At 65.0% G+C, this 14,834-nt stretch carries 13 protein-coding genes and 2 pseudogenes; 9 read left to right on the forward strand and 6 right to left on the reverse strand.

From position 1 onward, the window contains the following. Window positions 1-484: 484 nt before the first annotated feature. The gene (locus tag OHQ90_RS34670) at window positions 485-763 is read left to right on the forward strand and encodes a hypothetical protein (RefSeq protein ID WP_328404818.1); all 279 of its coding nucleotides are present in this window, start codon (window positions 485-487) and stop codon (window positions 761-763) included. 515 nt (window positions 764-1,278) lie between these two features. Continuing rightward, window positions 1,279-2,121, forward strand: coding sequence for a polyphosphate--glucose phosphotransferase (gene ppgK / locus OHQ90_RS34675; protein WP_328404820.1), 843 nt, complete (start codon window positions 1,279-1,281; stop codon window positions 2,119-2,121). 84 nt (window positions 2,122-2,205) lie between these two features. Here the strand turns inward: ppgK and OHQ90_RS34680 are convergent. Further along, window positions 2,206-2,307 (reverse strand): annotated as a pseudogene (locus OHQ90_RS34680) (pirin family protein); the annotation flags it as partial. 83 nt (window positions 2,308-2,390) lie between these two features. Between OHQ90_RS34680 and OHQ90_RS34685 the strand changes: the two are divergent. From OHQ90_RS34685 to OHQ90_RS34695, 3 genes and pseudogenes are all read left to right on the forward strand, one after another. Further along, window positions 2,391-2,867, forward strand: a pseudogene (locus OHQ90_RS34685) (integrase core domain-containing protein); the annotation flags it as partial. 434 nt (window positions 2,868-3,301) lie between these two features. Beyond that, window positions 3,302-5,203, forward strand: coding sequence for a hypothetical protein (locus OHQ90_RS34690; RefSeq protein ID WP_328413315.1), 1,902 nt, complete (start codon window positions 3,302-3,304; stop codon window positions 5,201-5,203). A 61-nt stretch (window positions 5,204-5,264) separates the two neighbouring features. Further along, on the forward strand, window positions 5,265-5,738 hold the full coding sequence (locus OHQ90_RS34695; protein ID WP_328404822.1) for a hypothetical protein: 474 nt from the start codon (window positions 5,265-5,267) through the stop codon (window positions 5,736-5,738). Window positions 5,739-5,937: 199 nt separating this feature from the next. Here OHQ90_RS34695 and OHQ90_RS34700 read toward each other — a convergent pair whose 3' ends face one another. From OHQ90_RS34700 to OHQ90_RS34710, 3 genes are all read right to left on the reverse strand, one after another. Continuing rightward, a complete protein-coding gene (locus OHQ90_RS34700; RefSeq protein ID WP_328404824.1) occupies window positions 5,938-6,330 on the reverse strand; it encodes an ATP-binding cassette domain-containing protein in 393 nt (130 codons plus the stop codon). A gap of 200 nt (window positions 6,331-6,530) precedes the next feature. Then, the gene (locus OHQ90_RS39670) at window positions 6,531-6,713 is read right to left on the reverse strand and encodes a phosphatase PAP2 family protein (RefSeq protein WP_442941246.1); all 183 of its coding nucleotides are present in this window, start codon (window positions 6,711-6,713) and stop codon (window positions 6,531-6,533) included. Between the two features lie 719 nt (window positions 6,714-7,432). Then, on the reverse strand, window positions 7,433-9,814 hold the full coding sequence (locus tag OHQ90_RS34710) for a heavy metal translocating P-type ATPase (RefSeq protein ID WP_442941247.1): 2,382 nt from the start codon (window positions 9,812-9,814) through the stop codon (window positions 7,433-7,435). Window positions 9,815-10,026: 212 nt separating this feature from the next. Between OHQ90_RS34710 and OHQ90_RS34715 the strand changes: the two genes are divergently transcribed. From OHQ90_RS34715 to OHQ90_RS39675, 4 genes are all read left to right on the forward strand, one after another. Next, window positions 10,027-10,191 carry a hypothetical protein gene (locus OHQ90_RS34715; RefSeq protein ID WP_328404828.1) on the forward strand — a complete coding sequence of 55 codons (165 nt, stop codon included), beginning with the start codon at window positions 10,027-10,029 and terminating at the stop codon, window positions 10,189-10,191. Window positions 10,192-10,301: 110 nt separating this feature from the next. Beyond that, window positions 10,302-10,700 (forward strand): DUF6153 family protein, encoded by a 399-nt coding sequence (locus OHQ90_RS34720; protein WP_328404830.1) that lies wholly within the window; start codon window positions 10,302-10,304, stop codon window positions 10,698-10,700. Window positions 10,701-10,801: 101 nt separating this feature from the next. Next, window positions 10,802-12,322, forward strand: coding sequence for a multicopper oxidase family protein (locus OHQ90_RS34725; protein ID WP_328404832.1), 1,521 nt, complete (start codon window positions 10,802-10,804; stop codon window positions 12,320-12,322). 185 nt (window positions 12,323-12,507) lie between these two features. Next, on the forward strand, window positions 12,508-12,678 hold the full coding sequence (locus OHQ90_RS39675; protein ID WP_442941248.1) for a multicopper oxidase domain-containing protein: 171 nt from the start codon (window positions 12,508-12,510) through the stop codon (window positions 12,676-12,678). A 263-nt stretch (window positions 12,679-12,941) separates the two neighbouring features. Here OHQ90_RS39675 and OHQ90_RS34735 read toward each other — a convergent pair whose 3' ends face one another. Both OHQ90_RS34735 and OHQ90_RS34740 read right to left on the reverse strand, forming a co-directional pair. Beyond that, complete coding sequence (locus tag OHQ90_RS34735) at window positions 12,942-13,592, reverse strand: DUF305 domain-containing protein (protein ID WP_328404834.1); 651 nt, start codon at window positions 13,590-13,592, stop codon at window positions 12,942-12,944. 830 nt (window positions 13,593-14,422) lie between these two features. Then, the gene (locus tag OHQ90_RS34740) at window positions 14,423-14,572 is read right to left on the reverse strand and encodes a hypothetical protein (protein WP_328404836.1); all 150 of its coding nucleotides are present in this window, start codon (window positions 14,570-14,572) and stop codon (window positions 14,423-14,425) included. Between the last annotated feature and the right edge of the window lie 262 nt (window positions 14,573-14,834).

Below are 14,834 nucleotides of genomic sequence, written 5' to 3' on the forward strand. Positions count from 1 at the left end.
CAGGCCGGCCAGCTGCGGCCAGACGGCTTTGGCGTGCACGTTCAGTTACAGCTCGGGTTTGGAGCCGGGTGTGTGCCGAGGGCGTGCGCACAGCGGACATCCTGCCGGACAGGCAGGTGTCGGGGTGCGGCAGGATGCGGCCTGTCGTGATCCGCTTCTCGCGATCGGCCTTCCTGCCTTGCCCGTTGCCTCCGCCTGCCTCGGAACGCGAGCGGCTGAAGAAGATGGCCTACGGCCACAAGTCCGAACACCGGCTCCGTTAGCGCGCCCAGGTTGTCCTGCACACGGCCCGGGGCCGCTCGAACGCTCGCATCGCCCGGGAGCGCGCGACGGTCTTCGGCCGCTGCGAGAAAACCACCGGCATCGACCCGTTGATGAACCTGGTCACCCAGGTCATGAGCCAGGAGCCCTACACCAGCGCGAAGCGGTGTTCTGAGTCGTCGACAACGGCTCCTCGCACCGCGGCAAGGCCGCGGCAGACCGGTTGACCGCTGCGTTCGGTGCACACCCCGTGCACGCCTCCTGGTTGAACCAGGTGGAGATCTACTCCTCCGTCGTGCAGCGCAAGGTCGTCTCACCCCACGACTTCACCGACCTTGCCCAGGTCGGGGATCGGCTCCGAGCCTTCGAAGACCGCTACAACGCCACGGCACAGCCGTTCCAGTGGAGGGTCACCACCTCCGACCTGGACGATCTGCTGGCCAGGCTCGACCGGCACGCCGCCGATCACCCAGAAGAATCCTCGTTCCGCCTCGCCGCGTGATCAACCCCGAAGGACTTCCGAACACGACCACTAAGGTTCATCGCAACCTTGGCCAACCACACCGATGACACCGTGCACGGCTACCAGCACAGCAGCATACAAACGGGTGCACGCACCTATGCCGGGGTCGCCCGTAACCGTGAACGCTTCACCCGAAGTTCCGCGGGTATCGCAGTGTTGACATACGCTGCCGAACTGCAATGGGACCGGTCGCTTTTGCAGGTAGCAGGAATACCGGTCCGGGGAGAGAATAGATGCTCGATGTTATGTGCACCGTCAGTATTGGGGTATGTCACTGACATGCGCCGTGTCCGTTCAGCGGGGTGTCCGAAGCGGGCAGTGCCGTTGTGAACGAACCCTTTGCGCCCTTTTTGTAGGAATACGGGCAGCCTCCTGAAATCTCTGCCTCGATTTCCGATTCGTGACCAGGAAACTCGATGAAACCCATGGTAACGACCAGCCCGGCATCTGTGGAGCGAGTCGACCTTGGGCCGCCGCCAGGTAGTGGAGTGTCCATGGCCGATTCCACCGCTTCGGTCACCGAAAAGCCGAGCCAGGCTGGGCCGCATCGCGGGAGCTTCGGCATCGACGTGGGCGGTAGCGGTGTGAAGGGCGGCGTCGTCGATCTCGGCACCGGGCAGTTGATCGGCGACCGCTTCAAACTCCCGACCCCGCGGCCGGCCACTCCGGAGGCTCTCGCCGACACGATCGGTGTGGTGGTGAAGCACTTCCAGTGGGACGCGCCGCTTGGCGTCACCTATCCGGGTGTGGTCAGCGGCGGCGTAGCCCGTACCGCCGCGCACCTCGACAAGTCTTGGATCGGAGTGAACGCCCAGGCGGTGATCAGTGCCGAACTCGGCGGACTGCCGGTGACCCTGCTCAATGACGCCGACGCGGCGGAATTGGCCGAAGTCGAGTTCGGTGCGGGCAAGGACAACGACGGCGTCATTGTGTTGCTGACGTTTGGCACCGGCATCGGTTCGGCGGTGATCCATAACGGGGTGTTGTTGCCCAACACTGAATTCGGTCACATCGAGGTCGGCGGTATGGAGGCCGAGCGTCGGGGCGCCGTGTCGGTCAAGGAGAGGCACGCCTGGAGCTACAAGCGGTGGGCCTCCGAGGTGACGAAGGTGCTGGTCGCCATCGAAAACGCGATCTCGCCCGACCTGTTCATCGCCGGTGGCGGGGTCAGCCGCAAGGGCGACAAATGGATTCCGTTGCTGAAGAACCGCACGCCGGTGGTGGCCGCCGCGTTGCAGAACACTGCGGGGATCGTTGGGGCAGCAGTGGCTGCGCGTGCCGATCCAACGCGCGCATCGAGCCCGCTCGGCGGTCGCGTTCATCTTCGCTCGGGTTGATCAGTGGACCCGGCCATGGTGGCGGCGGGTGTTGAACCCGAGAAAGTCACATCCCTGCCCCTGACGGTGGGTCGGCACTGAAGGTCAGAACTGGACGCTGGCGTGCATTTCCCAGACCAGGATCTCGGCGCGCTCGTTCGCGGTGACCTGCTGGCCGCCGGTAGCGGTGAAGCGGACCGCGTCGCCGGTATGCGGCGAGGCGATTTTCGGTGCCGTATGACTCCGAACAGGCCCAGTTTTGGCAATGAACCCCAGGTGAGATATCGCCCAAGAAACGCGGCGCCAGAGCCGGATACATATATCTGCACACGGCGATCGACGGCTACTCTCGACTCACCTACACCGAGGCACTACACGACAAAAAATCAGTAACAGCAAGAGGATTCATGGACTGGGCATGAGCATTCTTCCACGCTCACGGCATCGTTTTCCTCGAGCGGATCGTCACCGACAACGGTGCCTGCTACCGTGTGGCCGACTTCGCCCGCGCCCTGATCGGCGCCCATCACCAGCGAATCAAGCCCTACACCCCACGTCACAACGGGAAAGTGGAGCGCTACAACAGGATTCTGGCCGAGGAATTCCTCTACGCCCGCAAATGGACCTCTGAACACCAACGGTCGAACTCCCTCGGCGTCTGGAACATCCATTACAACTACCATCGACCGCATTCGGCCGTAGGAAACCAACCGCCAGCCACCCGACTCCACACCGGCGTCACCAACGTCATGACCTCATACACCTAGTCGACTGGGACGGTCGCCGAGCCGAATCACAACCAGCGCCGAGCCGAACTCGAAACCAAGCAAGTCCGGCTCCGAGACCAACGCCCCCGCGCCCGAGTCGCCCGACACCTCATCGTCGATCTATCACCGTACTGAACCGGCTGCGCGAACGTGGCGTCCGCACCCGCGACCCCCACGGACCATCCCGACCCTGATCATCCGAACTTGGTTGGGACAGAGTCGAATACCCCCACCGGTGGCGGGATAGCCGGTAGATTCGAAGTTTTATGGGGACGCTTGAGATCAGCGAGGTGGGGCCCGGAGATCCGGCAGTCGATGAGCTCATAAAGTTGAGCAAGCGGTACAGCCGCACGCTGGGGATGATGCCAGCGGGCGCGTTCCGGGAAGCCACACAGTGGGGCGGCCTGATTGACGCAAGGATCGACGGCGTGCTCATGGGATATGCCCTCTTTCGGCTGCCCCGCAACAATCAGGTCATGTTGTCGCACCTGTGCGTAGACTCGCTTGCACGCAAGTCGGGCGTAGCTCGCGCACTGGTGGCCGAGATTCGGGAAAAGCACTCGTCACGGTTGGGCATACTCGCCAAATGCCGAGACGACTACGAACTCAACCCCATGTGGGAGGCGTTGGGTTTCCACGCCCGTAGTCGAGCCGTCGGCCGCGGCAGAGACCGCAGCCCGATGACGGTGTGGTGGCTGGACCACGGCCACGCAGACCTTTTCAGCTTCCTCACCGAACCCGAGCTGCTGGCCGACGAGCCTGACCTGCTGGAGGCGGCGCTCGATCTGAATATCCTCATGGACCTGCACACGCGGGCAGACTCCGCCAGTTCGAAACGGTCCCGCGTGCTGATCGCCGACCACTTGGTAGGACGGCTCCGCTTGGTCGTCACGAACGCTGTCGACCGCGAATTGGCGCGCCGCCCTCAGGTCCAACGAGCCCCGATCAAGGTGGCCGCAAATCAGTACCCACGACGAACCGCAGTAGCCAGCCGAGCCGAGGACCTTTTCACGCAGCTCGTTCATGCGTCGACTACGGGCGACCAACAGCTGTCTCCCCAAGACGAAGGGGATCTGTGGCAAATTGCGGAGGCGGCGGCCGCAGGTGTCGGCGTTCTGCTGACATGGGATGACAAGCTGCGCAGGCGGTTCGGAGAACTGCGGAAGGTTATGCCAGCCTTGGCCTCCTTCCACGTCCTGGACCCAGACCACCTTGTCACCCACTTGGACAAACTCGCACAAGCGTGGGCCTACCAGCCCGCCCGGCTTCAAAACAGCGCATACGACCAGGTCCGAGCGAGCGCAGACGACGAGCACCGTCTGCTTGAATTCCTCGGCAAAACGTCCGGCGAAACACGCGGCGAACTGCGCGATCTACTGCGAGCGCTCGCGCGGGAACAGGTACCGCGGTGGCTGATTCGCACGGTCGATGAACCCGCAATCGCCTGCTATGCCGCCTATCTCGACGGACAGATCCTGCGTGTGCCGCTGATGCGGACGATCGGGCACCAGCTGTCCGACACCATCGCCCGCCAACTCCTCTGGCTGTTACGCCGAGTTGCGCAGGAGCAAGGTGCACGTGTCATCGACGTCTCCGACCGACACGTAGGTGGTGTCCTCACTCGCGCGTTGGCAACAGACCCCTTCCATCACCAAGGTGATCACTGGTACGCCTGGGTCATTCCCATGTGCGGGACAAGTCACGACATAGGCCAGGCTGCCAATGAAATCCGTCGACTGGTCAACGCGGGGCCGGGGCCGCTACTGCGGCCCGGACTTCCGTCCCGCGCGGCTGCCGAGATCGAGCGATCGCTCTGGCCAGCCAAACTCATCGACACCGCGCTGCCGCACTACGTCATTCCGATCCAGTCCCGGTGGAGCGGTGACCTGCTCGGCTACCCGATCCAGCTCACGACTCGCCCCGTCGAACTGTCGCTGGGGCGTGAACAGGTTTACTACCGAACCCACGATGCCAAGCTGACTGCCCCTGCGAGGGTGCTGTGGCGAGTCAGTCAAACGCGCCGAGCCTCTGCGGCGATTGTCGGCACGTCTCTGCTGGACGCCATCGACGTCGACAGGCCGGCACGGCTTCACGCCGCTCTCAGGCATTACGGCGTGCTCGACTTGCCAGATCTGGAGGAATTCGCAGACGGTAGACCGACCGTGCAAGCCCTCCGGTTCTCCGATACCGAGTTATTCGACAGGCCGATTTCCAACAGCACATATGACCGGCTCCGACAACAGCATGGAGGGCCGAAGGCGTTCTATGGCCCTCAGCGCGTCAATCCAGAACTCTTCGCCGCCCTTTATAGGGCCGGAAGCGCGCACCTCCAGTAACATCCAAAGATCAGGTATCGAACTCACGTTCGATACATAGTCCGTGGATAAGGTTCGAGCCATGACTGCGACACCAGCACCCGAAGGCGAACTTCTGACAGTGCAACGCCCCCTCCTGCTGTCGCTTCGCCCCAGGTTTGCGCAGGCGATCCTCGACGGCACGAAGACCGTCGAGTTGCGGCGCACCCGCGTATCGGCACTACCCGGCACGCTGCTCGTGCTCTACGCCAGCTCCCCAGTGATGGCCGTACTAGGCGTCGCGACACTGAGAGACCGGGACACCGCCAGCCCGGCGACCATATGGCGCCGATACCGCGACAGCGTGGGCCTGTCCCGAGCCGAGTTCTCCGACTATTTCGCTGGCGCTGAACACGCCACCGCACTTTCGATCGATGCTCCTCGAACGTTGCCAGAACCGCTGACCCTCAACTTGTTACGGACTTACGCCACCTTTCAACCACCCCAGAGCTACCGATATATCGCCCCCACCGATCCCTCCCCGCTCGCAGACCTTGCCGCGGCATGGGCAAACTGAGCGAACACACAGCGCATGGCCAAGCGGCGCCATCGTCCAACCGATGGTGGCGCAGTGGAGATCCGCCAGAAGGATCGACCTGGGCGGGATGACGTTGAGTGGAGACCACAGGCGAAGTGATCAATCTCGACGATAACTTCGAGGTCCTGTTCCGGCAGGTCGTGGAGAGCCCGCAGTGACGGCCACCGGGAGTTACTAGTTACCAAGGCGTGGCGGATAGCGGAAGCGAACCGTCACGCTGAACTACACCTTCTCCTGCCAGCATGCCGATCACGTAGCCCGCAGTGACTCGCGGCCACTGCACCAGCTCACCCGGCAGATAACCGACTCGGCGTTTGATCTCCACGCTGTCGGTGTGGGTGTCCAGCCCGAAGATGCTCGCTCTCCCACGATCCGGACGGGCCAGATCCATCAGCAGCCGGATCGTGGTCGTCTTCCCGGCGCCATTGGGACCGATAAAACCGAACGTTTCCCCGCGCCCGACGTTAAGCTCCAAGTCGAATAACCCGCGACCCGAGCCGAAATCTTTCGTCAGCCCGGCGCAGGCCACCACTGGTTCCGTAGCCGGGCGAGCGCCGATGGAGGAGGCCATACCCCATCGTCACAGTCAGCACTCCCGACCGACCAGAGCACTTCGGCCCGGCCTGATGAGCACCATGTCCCGACCTCGATCGCCACGCAGCACCAACGGTGGTCGCGGCCATTGTGCGCGACTATAGCGATGCTAGCGGCGGGCTGGGAACATCACGGCGACCGCGATCGGACAAGTGCTCCTAGATCATGATCGTGCCCTCACCGTTGACGCGGCAGGTTCAGGTCCAATGGAAGTGTCTGCCAAAGCCGCACGGCGACGATGAGGACCCCCACCCACAGCGTTCCCAGCGCCCATCCGGCGATGATGTCGCTGAGATAGTGGACGCCGAGGTAGACGCGGGAAAGCCCACGCCCGCAATGACTATGAGGACGGCGATCCATAGTGTCACCCGTGTGAGCCAGCAATCGGCACAGCGGCGGGTGAGCAGCCAGGCGCTGATGATGCCGATCACGCTGACGCCGATGGCATGCCCGGAAGGGAAGGAGTAGCCCTCGACAGCGACGGCTCGGTAATGCAATGGCGGACGTGGGCGGACCACGACGAGTTTGACGATCAGCACCGTGAGGCCGAATCCACCCAAAGCCAGTCCGCCGATGCCCAGCGGCACGGCACTGCGGCTCCGCCAAGCCGCAACCGCGGAAACCAGTCCCATAACGACGACAAGCACGAGCGGGCTGCCAAGCTGAGTGAGAATGCGCATGACACCGGTGAATCCAGGGTCACGATGCGTGGCAAGCCACGTCGCAACGGGTCCGTCCACGAAGGCGATACCGTCCCCGTCGAGCACATTGTCGAGAATCTCGGCGAACACCGCCGCCAGCGAGCACATCGCGGCGGCGCCGATTGCCATGGTGACCGGTGCGGCGCGGCGAGCAGGCGGCAGCCGAGCAGCCAATCGGCGCAGGTGCGTGCCCAGCCGATACATCAGTGACGCCCATGATCGCGCGCCACCGCCCACCGGGGACGGGGGTTTCGAACTGTCCAGATCGCCACGATGACAACGACTCCCATTGTTGCGGGGGGTGGCTGTACCCACCGTGCCTGTCGGTGTCCTGAGTCGGCCGCGGTGTAGCCGGAGGCGGTCTACCCGGCGAGTCGGTCATGGTCGCGAGGATGGCTTGATGCCGGATCGTGTGGATGTCGAGGCGTATTCGGGTTCGTCGGTGAGCGTGAAATAGTTTTCCTCTTCCTGTCGAAAGTGCAGCTTCAGCAGGACGTAGAGCCCATACAGGCAGGCCAGCAGATCATCGATCTGGTCGGAGCCGATGCGGCCGGTGGTACGCGCCAAGCGGAGGTGGTTACCGATTCGCATGGTGAGCCGCTGGATCTCGGCATGCGTTCGACTCATGGTGGCGGTGGCCTCGGCACTGCCGAGTGGCGTCGCCAGAGCCGGATACAGTTCGGTTTCCTCGGCCTCTTCGTGAGGCAGCAGTTCGTCGAGGAGGAACCTATAGGCGGCCTCGACCGCGGACAACGCGGTCTCCTCGCCGCTACGCTCGGCGAGGCGATCGGCGGCGGTGCGGAGCAATCCGAGTGCGTCGCGCAATGCCTCGTGTTCACCGGCGAAGCGGCGCAGCATAGCCTCGGTGTCGGGGGCGAGTTCGGTGCGCAGTGCCGGATTGCCACGCAGGGCGCGTAGCGCATTGAGGATCACTGCCACGTCGATGCCTTCCTGCAGCAGCGCACCGGCGGCGGGTGGCAGCCAGCCGGCGGCGGCGACGATCATGGCCAGCAGTGACAGACTCATGCCGACGACGGCGCTCTGCACGGCGATGCGGCGCGACCAGCGGGCGGTGTCCATGGCATCGGCGAGCCGGTCGAGACGATCGGTGGTGAGCACGATGTCGGCGGCTTCCGACGAGGCGGTCGATCCGCGCGCCCCCATCGCGACGCCGACGCTGGCCGCGGCCAGCGCCGGGGCGTCGTTGACGCCGTCACCGACCATCACCGTCACCGCGTGTTCACGTTCGCGGCGCACGGCATCGACCTTGTCGGCGGGGCTTTGCTCGGCATACACCTCGTCCAAGCCGAGTACGGTCGCGACTTCGCGTGCGGGTTCGGGCCGGTCGCCGGTGAGCATGACCAGTCGGTTCAGACCGGCCGCACGCAGTCGCCGAATGGTGCGGGGTGCGTGTCTGCGCAACGGGTCTCGCAGCAGGATCGCTGCTACGAGGTCACCGTCGACGACGATCCAGGCGATCGCGGCCGAATCCAGGCTTGCCCGGTTGACGACAGCGCGGGCCCAGCCGGCACCGATGCGCGAGTCGGGCAGCTTGCCGACGTCGACCCGGTGGCCGTCCACGGTGCCCGACACCCCGCGCCCGGCTTGCTCGGCCAGGTCGGTGGGTGCCGACAAGTCGATACCGCGCGCGAGCGCTTCGGTGACGATCGCTTCGGCCAGAACGTGGGGCGACACCTGGTCCACCGACGCGGCCAGTCGCATCATCTCCGTCGCCTCGCGGCCCGGTGCGGCTACCACTTCGACGACTTGCGGACGGCCCGTGGTGAGAGTGCCGGTCTTGTCCATCACCAAAGTGGTTGCATGGCCGAGGCTTTCCAATGCGCTACCGCCACGCACGACGACTCCCAGGCGCGAGGCCCGCGATAGTCCCGAGACGATCGCCACGGGCGCGGCCAACAGCAGCGGGCACGGTGTCGCGACCACCAGGACGGCGACCGCCCGCACCGCCGACCCGCTGATGGCGTAAGCGGCACCGGCGACCAGCAGCGCGAGCGGCAGGAACCACGCCGCGTATCGGTCGGCAAGCCGCACCACCGGTGCGTTCTCGGCGCCGGCCTGCTCGGCCAGCCGCACAATCCCGGCGTAGGTACTCTCGGCCGCCGTCGCGCTCGCACGCATCTCGAACGCATCACCGGCATTGACGACACCGCTGCGCACCGGCTCACCGACCCCACGCTCCACCTGCAGCGGTTCCCCGGTCAATACCGACTCATCCAGCACCGCAACGGTATTCAGAATCCGCCCATCGACCGGCACTATCTCACCCGCAGCGACCACAAGCACGTCATCGACCACGACCTGGCCGAGCGGAATCACCGTCACCTCATCACCGACTCGACGACGAGCCGACCGGGGTGCATGCTCCAGCAGGGCGCGCAGATCCCGTGAGGCACGCCGTTCGGCAGCGGCGTCGAGGGCTCGTCCACCGGCCAGCATGACGGCAATCAGCGCCCCAGCCAGATACTCGCCGACCCACAGCGTTCCCGCCAACGACAACACCGCGATCAGGTCGACACCGGCCCGGCCCTTCACAAGCGTGGCGATCATCCAGAACAGCGCGGGAACGAACGCCGCCACTGTCGCCGCGATCCAGAACCCGTCGGCAGCACCACGCGAACCGAACACCCACAGGACCGCGCCGATCGTCAGCGCCGCCACCGTGACCACCACCAGCACCGGTTCCAGCCAACCGCCCAGCCGTGCCACCCACGGCCGAGCCTGCCTGGTCATTCGACTCATCGCACACTCCTCCCGACCGGGTTAAACGCCGGACCGATCCCACTGCACCGCAGCAGGCATGATCGACAGCAGAGGCCGGGGTCCCTTGTGCCGATGTCTTAGGCCACCGCTGAGTCGATGGCGGCGGTCAGGGCTTGTGGCGCGTTCATCCCGGTGGCATCGCATTGTTCCGCTACGCGGGCCGACCCCAACCATTCGACAAGCACCCCACAGTGCGTCCGACTCCCGAGCAACTGCTCGCCGAGCGGTTCGCGCGCGGGGAAATCGACCAACAGCAGTACTGCGACCGCATGCACACGCTGCGCAACCCCACCGGCCCCAGCCACCCAGTTCTCGACAAGAACGGGCCCGCGATCACACCGGTCCAGACGCCGTGACCCCTCGGCAAAGGGGTACGGCCTGTTGCGGTCATCGAGGCGATGACCGGTTGCGCTTGCCGCCCTGCGACGGCAGAGCCGAGGCCCGATCCCCGCGTACGATTTCCGGTATGACCACGGCGAACCGGCAGCTCATACTGACGTGTGCGCTGCTGTTGTCGCTGGCGGTAGCGATCATGCATGCACTCACCACGCACCCACCCGGCCCAACACACAGCATGCACGGCGCACGGTCGTCCGGGCCTGCCGCATCGGTGATGTCCCCTATCGTGGACGGCACGATCCCGGCAGCGACCTGCGGACCCGACATGCGCGGCGTCCACGATCATGCGTGCGTGGCGGTCCCAGTGCCGCAGACCACGCTCACCCCGCCGGAGGTGCCCGTGTGGACGATCGAGCAATCCGGCGTTCCCGAAACTCGCACCATGATGCTGGTTCGCGCTTTCGGCGGGCGCGGACCGCCGTGGACGACTCCGTCGTTGCCGCAACTTTCGATTCTGCGGGTGTGACGGACACACCCGTCCGGTACATCAGCCGAATGGCCGGAGCGGGTCTGCTGTCCGTCCCATTTGTTGTGCGCGCCCGCGCACTCTTTCGAGGGAATCCTGTGATGACCGAACCATTTCACCGCAACCCACTCACCCGCCGAACCTTTCTCGCCGCCGCTATCAGCGGCCTGACAGTGGCGGCGTGCGGCCGATCCGACCACGGCGCCGCCGCCAACAGTTCTCCAACTCCCGTGGACCCCACTACGATCGAGGCCGCCGAAGCCCTCCGGCCACACACCGGCCGTATCGTCACCGCGGCGCTGCGACCCCAGACCACCGAGGTCGACCTCGGCGGAATCACCGCACGTACACTCGTCTATGGCAACACTGTGCCCGGGCCGCTGATCCGGGCGAACGTCGGTGACGAACTCGCTGTCACCGTCACCAACAGACTCGACCACCCGACATCGATTCACTGGCACGGCATCGCGCTGCGCAACGACATGGACGGCGCGGCACCCGCCAGCCCTGACATCAAGCCGGGCACCGATTTCATCTACCGGTTCTCCGTAGCGCATCCGGGCACCTACTGGGCCCATCCACACGCCGGGCTCGACACCGACTACGGCCTGTATCTGCCGGTGATCGTGGACGATCCCGCGGATGCGGGACGCTACGACGCCGAATGGATCGTCGTCCTCGACGACTGGACCGACGGCGTCGGCCAAAGCCCACAACAGATCCTCGACGGGCTGCGGGCATCTGGCATGTCCTCCTCGGGCATGGGCCACGGTATGCCGGGCATGAGTGGGATGGGCGGAGTCGGCACCAGCGAGCTGCTCGGCGGCGACGCCGGCGATATCGCCTACCCGCACTACCTGATCAACGGCCGCGTCCCCGCCGCACCATCGGTTTTCAAAGCCTCACCGGGGCAACGTATTCGGATCCGGATCATCAACGCCGCCGCCGACACCGCGTTCCGGGTGGCGCTGGCTGGACATCCGATGACGGTCACCCACACCGACGGCTTCCCCATCCAGCCCACCGTCGTGGACGCCCTGCTCCTCGGTATGGGCGAACGCTACGACGTCACCATCACCGCCGCCGACGGCGTGTTCCCCCTCGTCGCCCTCGCCGAAGGAAAGAACCAGCAGGCCCGAGCCCTGCTTTCCACCGCCACAGGCACCACCCCCGAACCGGGATCGCGGCCCACCGAACTGAACGGCCGCATCGGCACCATCGACTCGTTCACCCCCGCTCCCGAAGCTGCACTACCCCAAGCGAAACCGGATGTGACACTCGCCGCGAACCTCACTGGCGGCATGATGAAATACGACTGGTCCATCGACAATCGGCCCTACCCCGACAACGCCCCACTCACCATCCGCCAAGGTCAACGCGCACGCCTCACGTTCGACAACCAGACGATGATGTGGCACCCGATGCACCTGCACGGCCACACCTTCCAGGTCGTCAAGCCCGACGGAACGGCTGGACCACGCAAGGACACCGTGATCGTCCTCCCGATGACCAGGGTCCGGGTCGACCTCATCGCCGACAACCCTGGCGACTGGATGCTGCACTGCCACAATGGATACCACATGGACGTCGGCATGATGACCAGACTCGACTACACAAGCTGACCCGAAGGCCACGGCCGTCGGCAAAGCCTGCGCAGAGTCGTTCCTCAGGCTGCTGTGAGAATCGGGGGCAGTGCACCGGTGGAAAGCTTCTCGATCAACAGGGGCGTGCATCTGCACGGCGCCAGGGCGATGACCAGCCCGACGACGACATCCACCATAAGACCGGCGGCCACGTCGCGCGGATAGTGGGCACCGCCCTGCCCGATCTGCAACGCGCCGACCGGGCGATCCACCATCCGGCCACCAGCAGCACCGCCAATTCGGATCTCGTGCATCCCGGCCAGTGGATGCTGCACTGCCACAACGCCTATCACGGCGAAGCGGGCATGATGACGGTACTGTCCTACGTCCGCTGACCACAGGGGTGACGCCGACAGAGTCCGACAGCCCTGGCCGCAGGCCCTACGTCCCCGGCTCACCTCAGATATGCGAGTGTTGGCAGATAAGCAGGTGAAAGGCATCATCGCCATCGCCCAGGCGACGGCCCTCGGTCAGCGTGAGCCCGGCCCTGGTCAGCTCCCCCAGAGCCTGAACTGTTTTCACGCGCTACTACCGGCGGGGCGAGTCTGGTCGAGTCCACACTCGCCCGGCCGACTCAGCGATCGGCGATCGAGGCCGCTCAGTTTTGTTCGAGCATCGCCTTCATCTGATCGATTTCGCCCTGCTGGGCAGAGACGATAGTGTCGGCGAGGTTCTTGGCGTCGGTATTGGTTCCGCTCGTCTGTTCGGTCTTGCCCATATCGATCGCCCCTGTGTGGTGGTCGATCATCATGTTCAGCCACATCGTGTCGAATTCTTTGCCGGACAACGCTTTCAGTGAGGAGAGTTGTTCCGGGTTCATCATTCCGGGTGTGCCGTGGCTCATCGTGCCGCTATCAGCGGTCGGTGCCGGTTTCCCGAAACTTTGCAGTAGCGAACTGATTTGGGCCATCTCGGGGGCCTGGGCGTTCTTGATGCGGACGGCGAGGTCGAGCACTTGCTGGTTCTGCGAGCGTGACGGCACCAGATCGGCCATCTCCACCGCCTGTGCGTGATGTGGGTACATCATCTGCAGGAACATCACGTCGGCGTCGTTGTACGCCGCGGGGGACGTCGGCGTGGTCGCGGTTCCCGGCATTCCCGGCATCCCGGACATGCTCGGCATGCTCGTGCTGGGCGACGTCGGGGGCGTGCTCCCGGAATCGTTGTTGTTGCTACAGCCGGCCACGATGAGCGCGACCGCGGTGAGGCCAGAAATAGCGATCTCGAGGGTCTTCGATCGTACAGACATGATGAAACTCCTTGGGGGGTCGAGAAATACGGCGTCATATCCAGAGACGAGATACCGTCGCGCGCGATGAACCGATCGCAACCGTTCATCGCCGCGGGCCGTCCGTCACAACCGCAATATCGACAACTGCGCCAGCGTGAGCATCGTCCACGGTGGCGCACGGCCCAACGGCTCCGCAATCGCGGCAACCGGCGCCGAAGACTCATCATCCATGTGGGAGAACCAAGCAACGAACGCATCCCAGAGGCCCGCACACCGCCGCGGCGGCGGGCATAACGAACACACGCATGCAGGGAGCTGTGCCTCGCATCGCCGCCATCGGGACAGTGCCCCGCGGCTGGTGTCGGCGGGTTGCAAGATCGCATCAACATCGCCATCTCCGCGACACCTATTCGGTGATGCGGCGGGCTGGTGAGCGCGACATGGTGCATGGCCACGATCCCGGCGAGTAGCGCGCCGACAAGCACGCCCACCAGATCGGTCATCCGCACCGACCGATCCGTTATCTTCGCGCCTTCCGACGGTACCGTCATGCTGAAGACATCTCCCTGAGGACCGGTCCCTTCGGCTGGGGACCTCCGAGCGAAGATCCGCCCGATCGGATGAGAGTCGACCATGATCGTAACTGCAGGCACGGTTATCGGCGTCGCGAAATCGCCGCACACGGCCAGCACCTCGGCGGTGCTTCACCCGGCAGCCAAGCATCGGGACTGCGGCGTCCGCGGGGGCCGTCCTGGTCTCAGCTACGTGCTACGGCGGCCACGAACAGCGGTATCGCCAGGAAAAAACGCCCGGCAGCGCCACGTTCGGCCTGCTCGGCGATCCAGATATCAGCCTGCTCGCGGGTTGTTGCGCCAGTAGAGCATGCGGCCTCGGCGAGGCCGGTGAGCATACATCATCGCGTCGGTGAACACCGCCGTGCGGGCCTCGACCGCGACGTCGCGGAATCCCGCGTACGCGTCGTCGGCCGAGCGTGACACCAGGCAATCGGCCGACGAATCCGTGGAACGGCTGCCCCGCGCCGAGCACGCCTATCGTGAAGCCATCGACGACCTCGAACACGAGACCGTCTGCACCGCGAGCTACGCCGGCGCGAGTTGTATCGCCGCAGCGAACTCCTCGCCGAGGCGATCCTGCGGGTGGCACGTCGGACCTGGTACGCGGTGTACAAATCCCAATAGGACTCGACGAACCTCGTCACCCGGCCGAAGTACCCGGCGGCCGATGCCGTTCGGCTCTGTC

It is taken from the genome of Nocardia sp. NBC_00403, assembly GCF_036046055.1.
In the GTDB taxonomy this organism is placed as follows: domain Bacteria; phylum Actinomycetota; class Actinomycetes; order Mycobacteriales; family Mycobacteriaceae; genus Nocardia.